General features: G+C 50.3%; 20 protein-coding genes. 18 read left to right on the top strand and 2 right to left on the bottom strand.

The features are described from left to right. The first annotated feature begins 93 nt into the window (after positions 1-93). From coxB to AC1VOR_RS13115, 17 genes are all read left to right on the top strand, one after another. Complete coding sequence (gene coxB / locus AC1VOR_RS13195) at positions 94-1,152, top strand: cytochrome c oxidase subunit II (RefSeq protein WP_482618422.1); 1,059 nt, start codon at positions 94-96, stop codon at positions 1,150-1,152. 292 nt (positions 1,153-1,444) lie between these two features. Continuing rightward, positions 1,445-3,295 carry a cytochrome c oxidase subunit I gene (ctaD, locus tag AC1VOR_RS13190; protein ID WP_482618567.1) on the top strand — a complete coding sequence of 617 codons (1,851 nt, stop codon included), beginning with the start codon at positions 1,445-1,447 and terminating at the stop codon, positions 3,293-3,295. After that, complete coding sequence (locus AC1VOR_RS13185; RefSeq protein WP_482618421.1) at positions 3,292-3,918, top strand: cytochrome (ubi)quinol oxidase subunit III; 627 nt, start codon at positions 3,292-3,294, stop codon at positions 3,916-3,918. Before ctaD ends, AC1VOR_RS13185 begins: the two co-directional genes overlap by 4 nt. Before the next feature lie 3 nt (positions 3,919-3,921). Further along, a complete protein-coding gene (locus AC1VOR_RS13180; protein WP_059049802.1) occupies positions 3,922-4,245 on the top strand; it encodes a cytochrome C oxidase subunit IV family protein in 324 nt (107 codons plus the stop codon). Positions 4,246-4,419: 174 nt separating this feature from the next. Further along, positions 4,420-5,325 carry a cytochrome c oxidase assembly factor CtaG gene (gene ctaG, locus AC1VOR_RS13175; protein ID WP_482618420.1) on the top strand — a complete coding sequence of 302 codons (906 nt, stop codon included), beginning with the start codon at positions 4,420-4,422 and terminating at the stop codon, positions 5,323-5,325. A 43-nt stretch (positions 5,326-5,368) separates the two neighbouring features. Continuing rightward, a complete protein-coding gene (locus tag AC1VOR_RS13170; protein ID WP_482618419.1) occupies positions 5,369-5,833 on the top strand; it encodes a DUF420 domain-containing protein in 465 nt (154 codons plus the stop codon). 203 nt (positions 5,834-6,036) lie between these two features. After that, positions 6,037-6,762, top strand: coding sequence for a hypothetical protein (locus AC1VOR_RS13165; protein WP_482618418.1), 726 nt, complete (start codon positions 6,037-6,039; stop codon positions 6,760-6,762). A gap of 41 nt (positions 6,763-6,803) precedes the next feature. Beyond that, positions 6,804-7,196: a GntR family transcriptional regulator gene (locus AC1VOR_RS13160; RefSeq protein WP_482618417.1), complete on the top strand. Its 393-nt coding sequence runs from the start codon at positions 6,804-6,806 to the stop codon at positions 7,194-7,196. 21 nt (positions 7,197-7,217) lie between these two features. Then, on the top strand, positions 7,218-8,144 hold the full coding sequence (locus AC1VOR_RS13155) for an ATP-binding cassette domain-containing protein (protein ID WP_482618416.1): 927 nt from the start codon (positions 7,218-7,220) through the stop codon (positions 8,142-8,144). Positions 8,145-8,180: 36 nt separating this feature from the next. Beyond that, positions 8,181-9,086: an ABC transporter ATP-binding protein gene (locus AC1VOR_RS13150; RefSeq protein ID WP_482618415.1), complete on the top strand. Its 906-nt coding sequence runs from the start codon at positions 8,181-8,183 to the stop codon at positions 9,084-9,086. Next, positions 9,079-10,353 carry an ABC transporter permease gene (locus AC1VOR_RS13145; RefSeq protein WP_482618414.1) on the top strand — a complete coding sequence of 425 codons (1,275 nt, stop codon included), beginning with the start codon at positions 9,079-9,081 and terminating at the stop codon, positions 10,351-10,353. The genes AC1VOR_RS13150 and AC1VOR_RS13145 overlap by 8 nt, the downstream gene beginning before the upstream one ends. 30 nt (positions 10,354-10,383) lie before the next feature. Then, positions 10,384-11,601: a TraB/GumN family protein gene (locus tag AC1VOR_RS13140; RefSeq protein WP_482618413.1), complete on the top strand. Its 1,218-nt coding sequence runs from the start codon at positions 10,384-10,386 to the stop codon at positions 11,599-11,601. A gap of 138 nt (positions 11,602-11,739) precedes the next feature. Continuing rightward, positions 11,740-12,795: an ADP-ribosylglycohydrolase family protein gene (locus AC1VOR_RS13135; protein WP_482618412.1), complete on the top strand. Its 1,056-nt coding sequence runs from the start codon at positions 11,740-11,742 to the stop codon at positions 12,793-12,795. Positions 12,796-12,833: 38 nt separating this feature from the next. Continuing rightward, entirely contained in the window at positions 12,834-13,547 is a 714-nt protein-coding gene (locus AC1VOR_RS13130; protein ID WP_482618411.1) for a response regulator transcription factor, read from the top strand. Next, positions 13,544-14,980, top strand: a complete 1,437-nt coding sequence (locus tag AC1VOR_RS13125) for a sensor histidine kinase (protein WP_482618410.1) — start codon at positions 13,544-13,546, stop codon at positions 14,978-14,980. The genes AC1VOR_RS13130 and AC1VOR_RS13125 overlap by 4 nt, the downstream gene beginning before the upstream one ends. Before the next feature lie 32 nt (positions 14,981-15,012). Further along, entirely contained in the window at positions 15,013-15,702 is a 690-nt protein-coding gene (locus AC1VOR_RS13120; RefSeq protein WP_482618409.1) for a PepSY domain-containing protein, read from the top strand. 132 nt (positions 15,703-15,834) lie between these two features. Further along, positions 15,835-16,452: a PepSY domain-containing protein gene (locus AC1VOR_RS13115; RefSeq protein ID WP_482618408.1), complete on the top strand. Its 618-nt coding sequence runs from the start codon at positions 15,835-15,837 to the stop codon at positions 16,450-16,452. A 71-nt stretch (positions 16,453-16,523) separates the two neighbouring features. Here AC1VOR_RS13115 and AC1VOR_RS13110 read toward each other — a convergent pair whose 3' ends face one another. Further along, positions 16,524-17,438: a helix-turn-helix domain-containing protein gene (locus AC1VOR_RS13110; RefSeq protein ID WP_482618407.1), complete on the bottom strand. Its 915-nt coding sequence runs from the start codon at positions 17,436-17,438 to the stop codon at positions 16,524-16,526. A 148-nt stretch (positions 17,439-17,586) separates the two neighbouring features. Between AC1VOR_RS13110 and AC1VOR_RS13105 the strand changes: the two genes are divergently transcribed. Continuing rightward, complete coding sequence (locus tag AC1VOR_RS13105; RefSeq protein ID WP_482618406.1) at positions 17,587-19,008, top strand: MATE family efflux transporter; 1,422 nt, start codon at positions 17,587-17,589, stop codon at positions 19,006-19,008. A gap of 77 nt (positions 19,009-19,085) precedes the next feature. Here the strand turns inward: AC1VOR_RS13105 and AC1VOR_RS13100 are convergent, their stop codons facing one another. Then, positions 19,086-20,960 carry an LTA synthase family protein gene (locus tag AC1VOR_RS13100; protein WP_482618405.1) on the bottom strand — a complete coding sequence of 625 codons (1,875 nt, stop codon included), beginning with the start codon at positions 20,958-20,960 and terminating at the stop codon, positions 19,086-19,088. Between the last annotated feature and the right edge of the window lie 84 nt (positions 20,961-21,044).

Below are 21,044 nucleotides of genomic sequence, written 5' to 3'. Positions count from 1 at the left end.
CATGCTTTTCATGGTATTAATCGCAATTTTTTAAGGGTATGTGCAGAAATGATGAAATGAAACGGAAGAAAACGTAAGAAGTGGGGTAGATCAATGATGAAATCGTGGAAGGCTGTAAGGCGGCTATTGCCTTTGTTTGCCATGCTGTCGCTCATCCTGTCCGCATGTGGCCGTGAAGACCTGTCTGTGCTGAGGCCGCAAGGGCCTGTGGCGCAAGGCCAACTTGGGCTGATTACGTTGTCGATTACCATCATGGTAGCCGTAATGCTCGTGGTGTTCGGCATCGCTGCCTATGTATGGATCAAATTCCGCCGCAAGCCCGGGGAGACGGAAATTCCTAAGCAGGTCGAAGGCAGCCATAAGCTGGAGATCCTCTGGACGGCGATTCCGCTGGTACTGGTTCTGATTTTGGCGGTAGCCACGGTACAGAAGGTATTTGCTTTTGGAGAGGATTATTCCAAGGATGCCAATGCGGTCAAGGTGAAAGTAACCTCGCATTTGTATTGGTGGGAATTTACTTACCCGGAATACGGGATAACAACGGCTCAGGATTTGATTATTCCAACAGGGAAAAAGATTGCCCTTGAACTGAAGACGGCCGATGTCTTGCACTCGTTCTGGGTACCTTCGCTGGGAGGCAAGACGGATACCAACACGGACGGAACGATCAATAAGGCTTGGCTGGAAGCGGATAATGAAGGGGTATTCCTGGGCAAATGCGCCGAATTGTGCGGAACCTCCCATGCCTTCATGGAGTTCAAGGTCAAGGCCGTAAGCCAGGAATCGTTCGACCGTTGGATTGAGTCGATGAAAGCTCCGGTACAGACGATTGAAGACCCGGCGCTGGCCGAAGTGTTCAAGGCGCAATGCTTGAGCTGCCACGCAGTAGGCGATCAGGGAGGCCCGCTTGGACCTAACCTGACGGGTATCGGCAATCGGGAGACGGTGGCGAGTATTTTACATAACGCCGAGGCTTCTGGCAATCCAATCAATGGAAAGCCGGTCAAGGACAACTTAGTCGAGTGGCTGACTGACCCGCAGAAGGTGAAACCGGGCAACAAGATGCCGAGTCCGAAGGAGGACCTGGGGCTGACTGATGCCGAGATTGAGGCTATCGCCGAGTATCTGGCGAACAGCACCTTATCCTACTAGAGGTTGTTCAAAAAATCGTCTTTCCAGAACGAAGCTGTTCGAGAAGTGTGTTCGACATCGAATCTTGAATTCAGCCGGGCCTTCCGTTGCTCACGTAGATCTGTCTACGCTCCGCTACTCAGTCCCTGGCTTCATCCAACCTTCTCGGTCCTGTAAACCCGACTTTTTGAACTTGTACTCTACTAGAGGTTGTTGAAAAAATCGTCTTCCCAGGATGAACCGGATGGATAGGAATTTAAAGGAGGTACAAACCTTGGCTCATGCTCACACTGTCAAGCGGCACAAGGGGTTGATGGATTGGTTGACGACAGTCGACCATAAAAAAATCGCCGTTTTGTATTTGCTGGCTGGCGGCTTCTTCTTTGGCATCGGCGGGATTGAGGCTTTATTAATCCGCATTCAGCTTGCCAAGCCAATGAATGATTTTGTAACCGCGCAGCAATTTAACGAACTGATTACGATGCACGGAACTACAATGATTTTTCTGGGTGTCATGCCCATTATTTTTGCACTGATGAATGCTGTTATTCCGCTCCAAATCGGGGCGCGTGATGTGGCGTTTCCTTTCCTGAATTCCCTGGGATTCTGGACATTTCTGTTCGGCGGGTTGCTGCTGAACCTGAGCTGGATTATGGGCGGAGCGCCGGATGCAGGCTGGACCGCCTATACTCCGCTATCAACCACAGAGTACAGTACGACGCATGGGGTTGATTTCTACACTATTGGTCTGCAAATTGCGGGCTTGGGTACGTTGATTGGCGGAATCAACTTCCTGGCGACGATTATTACGATGCGGGCTCCCGGTATGTCGTTCATGAGAATGCCGATGTTCACCTGGACCACCTTCGTCACGTCTGCCATGATCTTGTTCGCCTTCCCGGCGATTACCGTGGGCTTGGTACTGTTGACTTTTGACCGGATTCTGGACGCCAATTTCTTTAATGTAGCGAATGGCGGGAACCCGGTGCTGTGGCAGCATATCTTCTGGATATTCGGGCACCCCGAGGTTTATATCCTGATCTTGCCGGCCTTTGGTATGATTTCCGAGGTGGTTAGCACCTTCTCCCGTAAGCGGTTGTTCGGGTATAGCTCGATGGTGTTTGCTACGATTCTGATTGCTTTTCTTGGCTTCATGGTCTGGGCGCATCATATGTTCACTACGGGTATGGGACCGGTTGCGAACGCCTTGTTCTCCATTGCTACGATGCTGATTGCTGTACCAACAGGGATCAAAATTTTTAACTGGCTTTTTACAATGTGGGGTGGCCAGATTCGTTTTACCACAGCTAACTTGTTCGCTTCCGGGTTTATTCCGACCTTCGTTATGGGCGGGGTAACGGGGGTAATGCTGGCTTCGGCGCCTGCCGATTATCAATACCATGATACTTATTTTGTAGTGGCGCACTTTCACTACGTAATTGTCGGGGGCTTGGTGCTGGGCTTGTTTGCTGGTCTGCATTACTGGTGGCCGAAAATGTTTGGCCGTGTCCTGGACGAGAGGCTGGGGAAGTGGGAATTCTGGACCTTCATTATCGGGTTCCATATGACGTTCTTCATTCAGCATTTCCTGGGTCTGATCGGGATGCAACGCCGCGTATTTACGTATTTGCCGAATCAGGGGTTTGACCTGATGAACCTGGTCAGTACCATTGGTGCATTCCTGATGGGCGTCGGTGTGATTATATTCCTGGTCAATGTGGCTATCACGGCCAAGCGGCCGCAGGATGCTGCTGCGGATGCCTGGGAAGATGGCCGTACACTGGAATGGGCCATTCCATCTCCGCCGGAAGAATATAACTTCAAGCAGATTCCGCTGGTGCGTGGTATCGATGCTTTCTGGAAAGAGAAGGTGGCCGGTAACCGCGAGATGACACCTGCGGAACCGGTAGGACCGATTCATATGCCTTCACCAACTATTTTACCGTTCATGATGTCCGTAGGGTTATTCATAGCGGGGTTGGGTTTTATGTTTACGAATGATGATTTTGGGAACGGCCTGATTAATTTCCTCTTCAACAAATACATTATTGTTGGCATCGGTCTCGGGATTACGTTCATCTCGATGTTGCTTCGTTCCTTGAACGATGATCCGGGCTGGCATATTGAGCCGGAGGAACTGAACGGGAAGGAGGTCAAAGCATGACGACGCCACATACGCTGAACACAGCGGAGACTCTTCCGCCCGAGCCGGAGAAGGCGACGCTGGAAGGACGCAATAAAATATTGGCCTTCTGGTTGTTCCTCGGCGGTGAGGCCGTACTGTTCGGCACCTTGTTCGCGACCTTCCTGACCCTGCGGAATCAAGTCGCAGATGGTCCGTCCGCCAAGGAACTGTTCCATCTGCCGCTAACAGCGGCCATGACGGTTATTCTCCTGGTTAGCAGCTTGATGAGCGTATTTGCGATTCAGGCCATGCATCGGGGAGACAAGAAGAAGCTGGCTGTTTGGCTGGGAGCAACGGTTGTGCTGGGCTTAAGCTTCCTGGGAATGGAAATTTATGAGTTTGCTGAATATGTAATACACAAGGGATATGGCATGACGACCAGCGCTTTCAGTTCAGCCTTCTATACGCTGGTTGGATTTCACGGAGCGCACGTACTGTTCGGAATCGTCTGGATTGCACTGCTGATTGGACAACTGATGAAGAAGGGACTCACCGTGGTTACCGCGCCAAAGATTTATGTGGCCGCGATGTACTGGCACTTTATCGACGTGGTGTGGGTGTTCATCTTTACGGTCGTTTATCTGCTCGGAAGGGTGGTTTAGCATATGGTCAATCAGGAATCGGAAGGCCGGGCTCCGGTTGTGAAGCGGCGTCAGCGACATGAAGGGCCGGAGAAGCATGTCATCGCCTTTATATTCTCCATCGTCCTGACGCTGATTGCATTTGCGGCGGTGGCCGCCGGAGAGGTGAATGTGGCCTTTACCGTGATTTTGCTGCTGGTGATGGCTGTATTGCAAGTGTTGGTCCAACTTGGTTACTGGATGCACATGAAGGATAAAGGGCATATGATCCCGATTATCTTTATGGCCGGCGGCTTCTTCGTAGCCTTCTTGGCCATAATTGCCGCATTGTATTGGATGTGGTGGTAGATGTGGTAATATAATTTCAGGCGGAAATTCTTTTTGCAGAAACGGTACCATTCCTTATAGGTGGGTTCTTGTTGAACCCTTTTCTTGAGGGATGCTGTCACCGTTTTTGTCTGTTATTAGGGGCTTGTTCACAATTTGGACAGAACTCACATCGGCAGGAAGGGAGGGATTGACGTGCTGGGGTTGGAATATTTTAATTTTGCCGATGTATGGAGTCCGGTATTTCTGGCTGTCATTCTGCTAATGCTCGGAGGGTACATTGTACTGATTGGTCCGGGAGCAGAAAGATGGGGTTCGGGCGAGCCGACACCGGCCTTTCGGAAAGCTTTATTTATTCTTGGCCTGTTTTTGCTCTACCTGGCTCAAGGGGGTCCTATAGAGCTACTAGGGCATATCATGTTCAGCTTTCACATGATTAGTATGGCTTTGTCTTATCTGGTCGCTCCTCCGCTGCTTATGTTCGGGCTTCCGCCCTGGATATGGAGACGGGTTGTGGACCAGTTAAGTGCGACTCCACTAAGAAAGTTACGGTTCATGGTTCATCCGGTAGTTGCTGCGGTGGTGTTCAATGGACTGTTCTCCTTCTATCACCTCCCCGTCGTGCATGACTATGTCATGCTCCATTTTGGGATACATCGTCTGTATTATATTGTCTTGTTTGTGGCGGCGGTGCTGATGTGGTGGACGCTGGCGTCTCCGTTGCCGGAGAAGGCAGGAGTGCAGGGATTGAAGAAGCTGGGATTTATTTTTCTTAATATGGTCCTCTTGACGCCGGCCTGTGGTTTGATTATCTTTGCTAAGGAGCCTTTATACGCTACTTACAGCGATCCTGCCATATGGTCACAAGCGATGGGGTATTGTGTGTCCGGCGATCCTTCTATGCTGCTTAGCCAGTTTGGAGGCCCGGAGTTCTTTGGTTACCTGGCACCCGATATTGACCAGCAGGTGGGGGGCATTTTGATGAAGTTCATTCAGGAGATCATCTTCGCTTCCATGCTGGCCTACGTCTTCGTTCAATGGTACAAGCAGGAGAATCGGGAGTCTGCCGAAGAAGAAATACCGCCTCGTTCCATCATTTGAGGCTTTAAAAATATAAGAAACTCACCGTTTAGGAGGAAGAAACTTGGATCTTTATATGTTGTTCCCGACGATCAGCACTTCTTTTATCGTCATCAGTGCCGTGCTGGTAGCGATCGGATGGTGGCAAATTATTAAGGGCAAGCGGGAAACCCACAAGAAGACCATGATCGCGGCGGCTGTCGCTGCATTGCTGTTCTTCATCATTTATATGTCCCGTACTGTGTTTATTGGCAATACCTCATGGGGAGGACCCGACAGCTTGAAGGGCTATTATCAGACCTTTCTGATTTTCCACATTATCTTGGCAACAGTAGCCGCGGTCTTTGGGATTACCACACTGGTACTGGGCTTCAAGGCGAAGTATGCGAAGCACCGTAAGTGGGGCAAGGTTACCTCAATCATCTGGTTCCTGACGGCAATCACCGGTGTAGCGGTATATGTGCTGTTGTATCTGCTTTATCCGGGCGGTCATACGAAGCCGGTCTGGGAAGTTATTCTCGGCATGTAATGAATTTATGAAGTCATGAAAATAGCGATACGAGGGAGAGTTCCTTCGCATCGCTATTTTTTTATGTGCAATAAAACACCATGACGTGACTTGACTTCATGCTAAAGCACAGTATATAGTGTGTATAAAGATATATACAGTATACACACCTTTGTATATTCACATACTGTTAATACTGTAAAGGAATGAAGGAAGGTGGATGCGTGTTGAATCCATGGAAGGATGCATGGGCTCTCGCGGAGAGAGAGCTGCGCCATGACCGATTTTACGTAATCGCAAGTGTCATTTTCATGTTGTATCTGGGGTTAATACTGGCCACGATCGTTCATTCAGGAGATGAATCACAGTTTATGTGGCTACCTTTGGGCAATTACCTGATGCTGACGGTTGTCCCTCTGACAGGGTTCTTCTTCTCCCGCAGGAACTTTAATTACATCAAGGAAGATTCCTATACGCAGTTGCTCCGTTACTATCGGACATTGGCAATTCCGTTAAACACCATAATGCGAGGGAGACTGACCCAGTTGGCATTGGCAATATTGGTAAACAGCTTGTTTTTTTACGTGGCGTTTTATGTCTTTCTGGTCATGATGGGTAATTCATGGTTAGAGGCAGATACGATTGTGGCTTTTGCGTTCACCTGGCTAGGATATGGTTTGTTACTTAACGGAGTCTTCATTTATTATGAATTTCTCACTAGCGGCCGAGTCTATTTCTGGATAACGTTGCTTTTCATGATTATGTTGGGCTTGGTGGCTATTATCATGAATGTGTGGCGAATTAATCTCATAGAGATCACATTGGACTTCTCCCTGCGGTATGGCCTATTATCTCCGCTCCTGTGGGGGACGTTGCTTGTTGGAGGAATTGGACTTTCTCTTCTAAGCATGATCACGAGGCGGAAAATGGGGATGAGGGATTTGGCATAATGAGGAACATGCCATCGTGCAAAGGCGGGGGTGAGTAAAGGGTGTGGATTCCCATTCAAATCAATGAGAATAGCGCTGAGCCGCTATATCATCAAATCGAATCGCAGCTCAAGTCACTGATTGTTAGTGGGCAGATTGAAGAAGGAACATTGTTGCCGTCGATCCGGGAATTTGCAAGTGCCTTGAAGTGTAGCGTAATCACGGTTCGTCGAGTGTACCAGGATCTGGAGAACGAAGGCCTGCTCCGTACGAAGCAGGGTACAGGCACCTTTGTAGCCAAGGTTAGTTCGCAGGAACGTGATGAATACCGTGAGGCCGTCGTATGGAAGGCGCTTGAGGCCGCAATCGATGCTGCGAAATCACTGAATTATGATGAAGAAGAGCTAACTCGTTTATTTACACAAATGATGGAGCAAAGATATAAAGCAACGTAAGAGCGATAAGGGGGGAGACTTATGGAACAAAGCCTGGCTGTGGAACTGCGGGGAGTCGTGAAGCGCCGCCGTAGAAAAAAGATCGGCCCTATTCACCTGCAAATTCCGCAGGGGTACGTCGTAGCGTTGGTAGGAGCTAATGGATCGGGAAAGAGTACGATGCTGAAAATGATTCAGCGGACCCTCCGGCCGGAAGAAGGAGACATCTGCTGGTTTGGTGAGGCCTATGCTGGAGAACTGCCGCTGGAAGTACATCAGCAACTGGGATACGTAGGGGAAGTACCTGAGAGTGAAGAGAACTTAATGACTGCTGAGCAGGCGGCACGATTTCGTTCACGTTGGTATCCGACCTGGGATGAGGAACGATTGCAAGAGTTACTGCATCGGTTTGAAGTTCCTTATCATGAGCGCTTAAATCGAATGTCCAAGGGAGAACGACGCAAATTCGAAATTGCGGCTACTCTGGCGACCAGGCCCAAGCTACTGTTGCTGGATGAACCGTCATCAGGCCTGGATCCCTTTGCTTGGAAGAAGTTGATTGAGTTACTCCAGGAATGCATGGAAGAAGATGTAACCATCCTGCTGGCCACGCATGTCATAGATGAAGTGAAACGTTTGGCCGATTACATCGTACTTGTTCATCAAGGACAAACAATGGGAATGATAGAGAAGGATCAGCTTTTTGACAGTTGGCGAGAGGTATGGGTTCGTAGCGCCGGAGTGGGGCTGAAAGATCTGCCAGGAGTTGTGGTGATTCGGGAGGAAGGACCTTCTCTTAGCAAGCTGGTGGTGCAGGAGCCTCATCTTGGTGAACTGGAGCAAGTGCTTGAGAATAGCGGGGTACAGGTCCTGCAAACCCGAAGTCTGGAGCTTGAAGAAATATTGGAACTGTGGATGCAAGGTTATCCGCCTGCTGGACTTGCTCCAGAAGCAGCAACTTATTCATGAGATTAATCAATAGGAAACAGGGAAGGGAGAGAGAGTATGACACATCCATTAGTGTTAAATCAGGTCATGAAGCAGTTTGGAGAGAAGACGGCGGTAAGCCCAATTTCACTACAGGTTGAAGAGGGGGAGATTTACGGCCTCCTGGGGGCCAATGGCGCAGGCAAAACAACAACGATGCGTATGGTGCTCGGCTTGATCTATCCGGACGGTGGACATATAACGTATCATGGCAAGCCGTACAGCAAGGAGCTTCAATCCTTGATGGGATATCTGCCCGAGGAGCGGGGGTTGTATCCTAAGGTGAAGGTGAGCGATCAGATTATCTATTTGGCCCGTCTACGGGGGATGAATGGAGCGGAGGCTGATAAGAATCTGAAATACTGGCTGGACCGCTTTGATGTACCCGAATATTACGACCAAAGAATTGAGGAGCTGTCCAAGGGGAATCAGCAGAAAATGGGCTTTATTGCCGCCATCGTTCACAAGCCGAAGCTGGTCATCATGGATGAAGCGTTCAGCGGGCTTGACCCGGTGAATGTGGAGTTACTGAAGGCCACGGTGAAGGAACTGCGGGATCAGGGAACGAGCATCTTGTTCTCCACGCACCGGATGGAGCATGTGGAGGAATTGTGCCGGAACATTACGATACTGCACCGCTCACAAACGGTGCTGCAAGGCAGCCTACAGGACATTAAGAAGCGCTACCCCCGTGAAGAGGTGGTCTTGCATACGGCTGGAGAGGTCATGGGGCTACAAGAAATTCCGGGCGTGCAACGGGTGGATCGTAGCGACCGGGGGTATGTGATTCGCATAACTCAAGAATCGGCCGCACAGCAGATTTTACGCAAGGCGATGGAACTTAGTGTCGTTGAGCATTTCGAAATCAAGGAGCCAACCCTGAATCAAATCTTTATCAAAGAGGTAGGTGAATCCAATGAATAAAATGCAGACGGTAATTGCCTTTACATTCATGAATAAGGTGAAAACGAAGTCTTTCGTAATCACTACGCTGGTGCTGGCTTTGTTGGTATCTGTAGGTCTTCATGTGCCGTACTTTATCGACCGCTTTACTGGAGGAGGGGAAGCGTCGTCGCAGCAGATCGGTATCGTTTATAACGAACAAGCCGAGCTGGCAAAATCGCTGGAAGCCTATATAGAGAAACAGCCTACGGAAGATTACAAGCTGGTTCCTTACGAGGATGCGGAGGAGGCTGTGCTGCGTCAGGCGGTTCAAGCCGAGGAGATCGATGGTTACCTTATGTTTGGCCAAAGTGCAGAGGGAAGCTTCCCGACGGTTACCTATACCTCGGAATCCGGCACGATTAGTCCGGGTCTGCAGATGACGCTGCAAGCCGCCCTGCAAAACGTCAAGGCAGAATATTTGACCAAGGGGATGCTCAGCGAGGAGCAGATCGCGGCTTTAAATGCTCCTGTACAGCTTGGTTTAGCTCAGGTCTCTACCGGTACAGCGCAAGCGGAGGGGGAAAAGGCCGGGGTATTCAATTATGTACTGGTCTACGTGCTGATTATTCTGTTCTTTATGACGATTATGATGACCGGGAATATGATCTCGGCTGAGGTCACTGCGGAGAAGAGTTCGCGAATTATGGAAATTCTCATTACCAGCGTGTCTCCACTGGCCCAGATGTTCGGGAAAATCATCGGGATGTTCTATATCGGACTGCTGCAAATCGGCATCTTTGCCGGCGTTATTGCACTGAACATCTCACTGCCTTACAATCGGTCGGTCTTGGCTGACTTCAACTTGAATGTATCCGATATTCGCGTCGAAGTACTCATTCTGGGGTTAATCTTCTATGTACTTGGTTACTTCTTGTATGCGACGTTGTTTGCGGCAATCGGCTCGCTGGTGAGCCGTACAGAGGAACTGGGGCAGGCGGTTATGCCTATCACCATGCTATCCCTGGCCGCCTTCTATATCGGTATCTTCAGCCTTAGTACACCTAATTCACTATTGATGAAGGTGAGTTCCTATATTCCCTTCGTCTCGCCGGTATCAATGATCGTGCGGGTAGGTATCGGTTCACCGCCAATCTGGGAGATTGTCTTATCGTTAGTAGTGTTAGTTATTGCCATTTTCGTCTTCGGGTGGTTATCCGCGAAGATTTATCGCACAGGCGTCTTGCTATATGGTAAACGTCCGACCTTCAAGGAACTGCGCAAGGCGATGAAGGCTTACAAAATATAAAAAATAAAGAGCAGGGAGAGGATTATTTTGATGAAGCATTGGAAGAGGTTATTACTATCCTTAACATTATCGGCAAGCTTACTGGTTACTGCGGTACCGGCTATGGCGGCTCCACAGGATGCGGCGGTCAAGGTTGACCAGGCTTTGCTGGATTATGATGCCCATACACCGATCATTGAACAAGGCACAGCCCTGGTTCCGTTACAAGCTACACTTGAAGCCTTGGATGGAACCTTAACGGAAGCTGCGGACGATACGATTACTGCGGTAATCGACGGTCAGACCATCACACTCAAGAGCAAGCTCGTTCAGGTTGATGGCGTAACCTATGCACCGATTCGCATAGTGGGCCAGGCAGCAGGCTATGATGTACATTGGGATGCGGCTACCCGTACTGTCTTCCTGCTGTCCAAGACGGCTCCCGATACCGTCCAGTCAGGTGGACGGGGCTTCCTGTGGGAGGTCGAGAGCAATGGTAATACGGTCTACCTGGTAGGCTCCATGCATATTGCCGATGACAGCTTCTATCCGCTCCGTGAGGAGTTTGAGGAAGCTTTTGCTGAAGCGGACTATCTTGGCGTGGAGATTGATGTCAGCAAGGCGGCCGATGAGGCTAATCAGAAGCTGATTACGGATTTGGGGACCTATCAGGATGGAACCACGTTGAAGGATCATATTTCCGGCGAAACCTACGCCAAGCTGGGCGAGATCCTGGAGCAGGCCGGGGCGGAGGCTAATTCGCTGGATGCCTTTAAGCCTTGGGTAGCGGAGACCACAATCAGCAGTCTGAAATGGATGCAGTCGGGATATGAGGCCTCTGCGGGAGTAGATTTGTATTTTGTTCAGAAAGCGATAGAACGGAATATGCCGGTTATTGAACTCGAATCCTATGAATCCCAACTTAGTATGTTCAACGACTTCTCCAAGGAACTGCAAGAGAAGAACCTGAAGGCCGTGTTGGATAATTATGATGAGCTGGACGATAGCGTAGATCAAATGGCCGAGATGTGGAAGACGGGTAGTGATGAGGACCTGCTGGAGATGACCAATAGCATGGCTGAAGACGAGGAATATTATAAGGCTATGCTCGTAGACCGCAATATCGGGATGGCTGATAAGATTGCTGGGTACCTGAAGAACGGCCAAAATGAAGAGTATTTCATTGTGGTAGGTGCAGGCCATTACCTGGGCGATCACGGTGTCGTGAAGCTGCTGGAGGATAAAGGCTATACCGTAGTTCGTAAATAAGAAAAAGCTGATTCAAATGAAACGTCAACCCCTGAAGTGCGTAAAGAAGGTCCCTGGCCTCATTTTTACGTCATTTCTGGAGCGGGTTGACGTTTTTTGTGTATAATGAAGCTTAATTTAAGCGGGAGGGAATGCAGGATGGAGAACGAGGAAAGATTCAAAGCCTGCCTGCTGGGCGGAGCCATCGGAGACGCTTTGGGCTATCCTGTGGAGTTTATGAGCCTGGAGCAGATTAGAACGCAATACGGACCCGAGGGAATTACAAGGTTCACTTTGGACAAATATACAAAAAAAGCCTTGGTGTCGGACGACACGCAGATGACGTTATTTACGGCGGACGGCATTGTGCGGGGATATGAACGTTGCAGTGAACGGGGCATCGGTTCCTTTGTGGGCAGCGGGGTATACCCGGCTTACTTAAGATGGCTGTATACACAGACTGGGCGCCTGGATCATGAACATTGGCTGCGTCCTGAGAGGGGTTTGGGAGACGCGGGAAGACGCTGGATTCTGGATGTGGAAGAACTGCACGCTCGCCGGGCTCCCGGACTTACCTGTCTTTCCGCTCTGGAAAGCGGTAAGGTAGGCACGATGGAGCAGCCGCTTAACGATAGCAAGGGCTGTGGGGGAGTGATGCGGGTAGCGCCCGTAGGGTTGTTTTTGTATAATGATCCGGAATATGCGTTTCGTACAGGTTGTGAAGTAGCGGCGCTGACGCATGGGCATCCTACCGGGTATCTGGCGGCTGGGGCCTTGGCGCTGATGATTGCCGAATTGTTGAACGGTAACACGATGGAGGGGAGCGCAAGCTCCGCCATTCAGGAGCTGACCAGGTGGAAGCAGAGCGCAGAAACGTTGACGGCCATGGAGCAAGCGATGGAACTGGCGAGCAGCCATCTTACTGCGGAGGATGCCATCTCCCGTTTGGGCGAAGGCTGGATTGCCGAGGAGGCGCTGGCGATTGCTTTATATTCCGCTTTACGGGAAGAGGAATTTACGCAGGCTCTGGCCGTGTCCGTGAACCATAACGGAGATAGCGATTCAACCGGGGCCATCTGCGGGAACCTGCTGGGAGCGCGGGACGGGATGGCGGTCATCCCAGCTACCTGGCTGAGTCAACTGGAGATGAAAGACTTTATCGAGGAAATCGCGGATACGTTGCTGCGTACTTGTGAGCGGAAAAATCATAGATAGTAGAGGCAGGGGACTTCTTTGGCGGAGGTGAGAACGGGTTGAGCGAGACCACGATACTGGTTGTAGAAGATGAACGCAAGATTGCCCGTCTTCTGCAAATTGAATTGGAAAGCGAAGGCTATGCCGTTAGCTTGGCCCCGGACGGCGTTGAGGGATGGGCTGCGTACAAGGCAGGTGGAATCGCACTGGTTCTGCTGGACGTCATGCTCCCCGGGATAACCGGTATTGATTTATTACAGCGAATCCGGGCGGTTGATGTAAAGACGCCGGTTATGATGCTGACGGCCAAAGGCTCGGTCACAGACAAGGTCACCGGGCTTGATCTGGGGGCTAATGACTATGTAACGAAGCCTTTTGATATGGAAGAACTGCTAGCCCGCATCCGCGTGCTCCTGCGCCAGACTCCAACTGCTAATGGTGCCCAGGCAACGGGAGAGCCTGATCCTGATGAGTGGCTAAGCGCTGCTGATCTGCGTCTTAATGAGGCTACCCGGCAGGTGGAGCGAGCGGGTCAGGAGATTGCACTAACCCAGCGGGAATTCGATCTGCTGGCGATGCTCCTTCGTCATAAGCGACTTGTTCTGGGCAGGGAACAATTGCTTAACCAGGTGTGGGGGTTTGAATACACGGGGAACACCAATGTGGTAGACGTATATATCCGCTATGTTCGCAAGAAGGTGGATGAAGGCTTTTCTCCGGAATTGATTCATACCGTAAGGGGCGTGGGGTACGTGCTCCGCGATGCCACATGAAGCTGGGGAGCAAGATTCATTTATACTCGTCGGTGTTGTTTGCCGTCTTGCTGCTTGCGGCGAATGTGACGGTGTATACGGTGTTCCACAGACTGATGATGGATCGGGAGATGAGCCAGCTATTGGCCGAAAGTCAGCAGGCGGCGGACGCTCTGCGCACGGCGGAAGGACGCACGGCGCTAAACGGGTTATTGCGGGCCTATGTACCGCTGGACGGAACGCTCCGCTGGGTGGAGCCCTCGGGCGAGGGCAGCGCCTTGGTTGCTTCCGGCAATCAACTGGAGCTGGGACGAGAGGAGCAAACCTTCTATAGCGAACGCAGGCTGGAGCAAGTGACGATTGACGGGGAGCGCTACGGCTTCGTATCGCTTTCGGTGATTGGCCCAAGCGGCTCGGTGGCCAATGTCCAGATGATGTCCAGTCTGGTGGAGCTGACGGAGCTCCTGCGTATTTTGCGTCTGGTGCTGATCAGTGTGTCGGCAGCCGTGCTTGTCCCTGTGGTCATTTCCAGCGGCATTCTGGGCCACCTTGTGATGCGGCCGATTGCAAGCATGACGGGCACCATGCGGCGTATTATCCGTAGCGGGGAATTCGCCCGGCTGAAGCAGACCGGCAAATCCCGGGATGAGCTGGCCGAGATGGGCGATACATTCAACGAAATGATTGGGCTGCTGGAGGAAAGCTTTGTCCGTCAGGAGCAATTCGTATCTAATGCTTCTCATGAATTAAAGACTCCACTGACGATCATTGAGAGCTATGCCAGTCTCTTAAAGCGGCGGGGAGCAGAACGACCGGACTTACTGGAGGAATCTGTAGAGGCGATTCATTCGGAGGCCGTGCGGATGAAGACGATGACGGAGCAACTGCTGCTCTTGGCGACCTCCAAGCGGGAATGGAAGGCAAATATGCAGGCTGTCCAATTGGTTGCTTTCGCCGAACAGGTCTCCACCGTGTTCTCCCAGGTGCACCAGCGCAACGTTACGGTGATTACGGGCTTGGAACCTGTACCCGTAGCTCCTGTGGTCCCGGAAGATAGCATTGCCCAAGCGACAGATCATGATGTAACGGCCTGGGCAGACGAGGATATGTTGAAGCAGGTTCTTTTTATCTTGCTGGATAATGCTCGGAAATATAGCCAGGGCGATATTGAACTTGTGGTAGGGAGACGGCAAGAAGCCGTATTTCTTGCGGTTAAGGATAGAGGAGAGGGAATTCCGCCGGAGGATCTTCCTCATGTATTTGAACGGTTTTACCGGGTAGATAAAGCACGCAGCAGGCAGCAGGAAGGAGCCGGGGGAACGGGACTCGGCCTGTCGCTTGGAAAGGAACTGTGCGAAGCGATGGGAGCTCGGCTTGAACTGGAGAGTGGTCTTGGAGCAGGAACTACAGCCAGAATTTGGTTGACGAGTTCTATGCCGGAGGATTTGGCTTGACTATTAGCCCTGACAGACAGGAGGAGAGAAGCATGCAGAGGTTCACTTGGAAGAGTAGGCGGCTAGCGGCTCTCGCTCTGGCTGGAGGGTTGCTGTTAATCGTCATTGTGGTATGGATGGTGTATAGAGCCGATAGCGGTCCCAAGCTCACGCTTGCCGAAGCCGAGCAGAGAGTGCTGAACACCTACGAAGGGAGTATTGTAGATAGTCGTCTACAAGGGGCTGACGTTGTGGTCTTTCTGAAAACGGGACAGGGCTTATACGAATTGATTGTAAAACGGGACAACGGAGATATCGCGGAGATTCGGCGGTTGGAGGAGTACGTTCAGGAACCGCCAACAGTGAGCGATGACACGGAGGGAACTGCCCCTGGTCAGGATGATTTGTCTGCGGGTCCCTCTGATCCTGAGGGTGAACCTGCCACAGAAGACCCTGGAACGGTACCGCCGCCAACCCAGCCGGACAATAAGCCGTCTGCACCGCATACGGATGGTTCCATCTCGGAGAAGGAGGCAACCGAGCTGGCCTTGAAGAAGGTGTCTGGCCGTGTGAAGGATATTGATATTGAAGATGAAGGCGGGACGTGGTATTACCTGATTGAGATCGAGACTGCGGATGGCCGCGAGGCGGAAGTGCAGTTAAACGTTGCTTCGGGCAAGGTAATCTCCGTAACCTGGGACGATGATGATACCGACGACGATGACGACGATGATTCCGAATAAGCTTTTTTATCATCAAATTCTAATCTTCTTGTAATGCTTCTCTTAGATTGCCCCGGTAAAGTAGTAAGCGTACCGAAGATACCAGAGTCACCAAAGAGAACGAACAAGAAGAACTGAAGGAGATGAATTCGGATGAATAACAAGAAATCATGGATGCTTGGCGTTGGACTGGTGGTGGCGTTGGCAGGCACGAGTGCTGTCGTTGCTGCTGAGGCTGCGACTGCCTACATTGGCAAGGAGAAGGCCAAGCAGATCGCGTTGAAGGAAGCACCAGGCAAGGTGACGGACGTGGACTTGGAGCGCAAGCTCAGCGTGGCCTACTATGAGGTAGAGATTGATCGGCAGGATAGCCAGCGTGAAGTGGATGTTCATATTGAGGCTATCACCGGTAAGGTACTGAAGGTAGAAGAGGATGATGATAATCGCAAGTGGGCAGCTACTCCAGTAATAGGTAATGGCAAGGGTACAGCTTCAAAGCCCGCAACAGCGTCCAAGTCCATTACGAAGGAACAGGCTACCAAGCTGGCACAGCAGGCAGTGAAGGGCGAAGTGATTCGCGTGGAGACGGACTGGGATGATGACGATAAAGAATATGAGGTTACGCTTAGAACCGCTTCCGGTTATGCGGAGGTAGAGATATCGGCTTCTACCGGCAAGGTGCTGGACATTGATTATGACGATGATGACGACGACTACGATGATGATCATGACGATGATCACGATGACGACGATGACGATGACAGAGATTAAGTTTAGGCCTCCAATCACGCATGGCGTGGATTGGAGGTTCTTTTTTTGTATATTCAGGTGGAGCAGAGAGCTTAGGAACGTGGCTCTTTGCTTCGTGTGAATCGTTGTCGATATTTGCGTGGGGACAAGCCTTCCAGCCGGGTGAAGCAAGCCGTGAAGTAGGCAGCCTGACTGAAGCCTACTTGCTCGGCGATCCGTTCTACAGCCAAATCCGTTTGCAGCAAGAGCAGCTTGGCTTGCTGGATGCGCAGGCGCATCAAGTAGACGGCGGGGGAGCAACCGAACACCTTCTGCATACAGCGAGCGATATATACCGGGTGAAAGTTAATACTTTCCCCTAATTTTCGGGCAGAGAACGGCTGCTGATAATGCTCGCGCAGGTAGGATGCTGCTTTCTCCGCACAGGCTAATGTTGGAGATGGATTGGTATCCGCAGCAGAGGCGGATAGCTCCACAATGATGTTCTGGAAGAGAGCTTGTTGCCGCAAGCGCACGCCGTCCATGTGCAGACTTTGATTCATCTCGACCAATTCATCCAGCCAGCCGAATACCTTCTGCGGCTGCGCCAGCTTGGTGAATTGTCGCAGTGGAACCGTATATGGAGTTGCCGTGAATGCAGGTGAAGATAAATGGCTTTGAAGATCTGGCTCACCCCCCAGAGTTCCGCGTTCCGATTCCTCATTTTCTTCGATAACTTTCCATTCCCCCAAGAGCTGAAAATGCAGCCAATGATGCAGTGTATTCTCTGTACAGCCGGTAATGGCATAATGATAGCAATCCGGGCGGAGAATCAAGGAATGTCCTGCTCGAACCTCATATTCACGTCCTTCTTCGCCAATGTAAAGACAGCCGTACACGACAACCAACAGATCGAAGGCGCCGATATGTTGCCGACTGGGGTGCTTGCCGCCAGCAGGAATAATTGATGAACCGCTTACAATGTAGTGGGGCAAGGGAGGAGCTACAAATTCGATAACGGGGGTCATCTTCGGGCATCCCTTCTTAGGTTGGAATAATGAAAGATTGGGTTGATTCATTGATACATTGAGCTTAGTATAACATCTATAATGTGTTTCATGCTAACAAGAAGATAGAGAATTCGTAAGGCTTCTCGTTCTACAGGAGGTTGTAATAGTGAAAAAGAATAAGAGCGCTGAAAAGGATAAATTCTCCTTATGGCTGCTCGCCTGGCCCATATTCATTGAGTTGTTTCTGCAAATTTTATTAGGTACTGTCGACACACTGATGGTTAGCCGAATATCCGATAATGCGGTGGCGGTTGTTGGCTTCTCCAATCAGCTCTTTAATGCCTTGACCACGCTGTTCGCCACAGTGGCGAGCGGAGCGGGAATTGTGATCGCACAAAAAATCGGCTCAGGGCAAGAAGAAGCTGCCCGTACGGTAGCCATTATTGCTTTTAAAGTGACGGCCGGAATTGGTATCTTCCTCAGTGTTCTGTTGGTTGCCATACCAGGGCCTATTGCAACGATATTACAACTTCCTGCGGAACTGCTACCTCTGGCGAGAATATATATATCCATCGTTGGCGGCGGAATGATTCTGACAGCGATGATCTCCATGCTCGGTACGGCCATCCGTAATACGGGGAATACGAAGGGGCCGATGTATACCGCGGTGGCGATGAACGTCATTCATATTATTTTGAACTACGGCTTTATCTTCGGGGCATTTGGCTTCCCACAATGGGGCCTGACAGGGGTCGCTATCTCAACAGTCGTCAGCCGTCTATTGGCTACGATTGTCCTGCTGTTCATCTTTGTCGGTACCTTCCGGCGAAAGATTGGCCTTAAGGATATGGCCATATTCGACCGTGGCTTGTTCAAGGAAGTGCTGGTAATTGGTTGGCCGCTCGGGGTCAATTCGGCAAGCTGGGTATTCTCGCAATTGGCAATTTTCTCGTTCCTTGCCGTATTGGGCTCCACTGAGCTTGCGGCGCGAACCTATATGAATACATTGGAATCATTTTGCTTTATGTTAGGCTTCTCCCTGGCGATGGCTGCCCAGATCCAGATTGCTCATTTGTACGGGGCAGGCAAGACGAAGGAGGCCTATCGGGCTGTGTTCCGCGTGCTCATTCTCGGTTTGCCACTGGTAATTGTTAACGCCTTTATCCTTGTCTTATTTGGACCAAAGCTGCTTGGGGTGTTCACCCAGGATACAGAGATTTTGGCCTTGTGTGCTTCCTTGCTCTGGCTGAATCTATTGTTACAGCCCGGCAAAATGATTAATATGGCGATAGGCAATTCGCTAAATGCTGTTGGCGATACGCGATATACCATGAATATTTCACTAATCTTCATGTCCATCGTAGCCACTGGTGGCTCCTACCTGTTCGGTATTTCGCTGGGCTGGGGCATCATTGCCATTTATGCCAGTATGATTGCCGATGAATATATTCGCGGAATACTGTCCTATTTCCGCTGGAAGGGCCGCAAATATTTATTAATGAAGGAAGATGAACTGCTTCGCGAGCAGGCTGCTGAACAAGAGACGGTATTGCAGCCTGGAGTGAAGGGGCTGGCTAGCCCCTTGTGATCTTCTCATAGCAAAAAGCCGCAGGTTATTTCCCGATCATGGGAAGCAGCCTGCGGCTTTCTTAATATCCTGTTCAGTTATTCCTCGGGTTTCACTCGGTCGGGCAACTGTTGTACATAACTATCTGACAGGCGGAGCAGTTCAAGGGCACGATTGAACTCGTCCTCGGTCGTCAGTGATTGCTGAGCCTTATCTGTAGCCAGCGGATGCTCTGTCCCGTCGCTGTATCCGGCGCCTGGTATGAACAAGGCCTCTTCATTCAGGAAAGAGCCGGAAGGCAGGTAATAACGCTGTGGTAGCAGGTTATATCCGGTTTGGTTCAACAGGTCCTCTCCAAAGTGCAACTGCTGGTCCAGATTAATGCCTAACAAATTAGCCACTGTCGGCAAAATATCGACCTGACCTCCCACATTGTCCTTCACCGACGGAGGTTCTCCAGGAATGTGTAGAATTAGCGGGATATTAATCATATCCTTGTACGTATATTCCCGTCCGTAAATCTCCTGCATCAGCGCCAAGCCTTGCTTATCCAGCGAATACATAGGTAAGCCAAGATGGTCACCATAAATAACAATGACGCTATTGTCCCAAATACCCTTTTGCTGCAAGTCTTCTACAAATTTCCCGAGCGCATAGTCCGCATAGCTTTGAGCCCGCAGGTAGTCACCCACCATATTGTCCTGGTACTGCTCCGGCAATACAATCTTATCCTTCTCCGGCGGCGTCGTGTACGGATGATGCGCAGTCATGGAAATAACATGAGAGTAGAATGGCTGACCACTTTGCTGTGTTTTGTCCATCACTTCCGCTGTTTTCTTATAGAGCACCTCATCGGATGGGCCGAAAAATACAGTATCTTCGGTTCCGAAGAAAGGCTGATCATAATACCGATCGAAGCCAATCGCATCGTAGAGCTCCGCACGATTCCAGAATTCGACCACATTGGTATGGAAGGTTGCCGTATCGTAGCCTTGCTCACGCAGTAATTTCGGCAGGCTCGGCAAGTCCTTGCTAGGATAGTTCTGCGTAGCCGCTTCATTATATGGAATATAGAATGACGTATTGACTACAAATTCAGCGTCAGACGTATTTCCTTGCCCTACCATCTGATAGAAATGCTTGAAGTAGATGTTTTCTTTCGCGAGGCGATTCAGGTTAGGTGTAATTTCCTTACCATCCACCTTCAGATCAATCAGAAAGTTTTGGAACGATTCCAATTGAATAATAATCAGGTTCTTACCTTCGGCAACGCCAAAATAATTCGGTTCATCCGGAGCAGTAATGCCCTTCAATTGATTGACTTTCGCTTGAGTAATCTCCTTGGCATCGACCAAATCTTCCTTCTTGCTGCTGGAGAAGATCGTGTAGGTCTCATAGTTGAGAATACCCATTTGCTCCGCCTTCTTAATCTCGTTCATGCTAGCCCGGTTCGGCCAAATATTAAATAGGCAGACCAGGAGCGAAATACCAAAGATGACGGCAATCACTCCGGTGCTGGCTTTCTTTAAGTTAAATAAATTTTTCAGCTTCTCTGCGCCCTTCTTACGGAACAGCCAGAAGCCAATAACAATGATATCCAGGAAAATGAGCAAATAGTAAGGGGCCAACAATGAGAATACGCTATTTTTCACAGCCGTAACCTGATTGACCTGCTCCAGAGCATGATAGGTTACCATAACTCCATAGTATTTGTGATACATGATAGCCGCAAAGAACACGGCAGTAACGACCAGGTTCACAGTCAGGTAGAGCCCGATCTTCCGTTTGGAGGCGAACCATTCAATCAGGCAGAACAGAACCCAGACGAACGGAATTTCCTTGAGCAGTGGCCCCCATGGAGGGACCCCATCAAAGATAGCCATCCAAACCAGATAAATTTTCAAAATCATAATAGCGGAGAAAAAAACAAACGGCTTGATGTTTGCGAGCCGAATGCGATTTAGTTGTAGCACGGCGTGTTCCTTCCTTTCCGCAAAATGGTTCGCTATGACGTGCAGGGAGCATTGAACTGCTTTGCGCGTTTACATTAGCTTTAC

The sequence above is a fragment of the Paenibacillus sp. 1SOY10 genome (assembly GCF_056836745.1).
The sequence above is the reverse complement of the archived record's forward strand: the minus strand, read 5'-3'. Positions and strand labels throughout refer to the sequence as shown.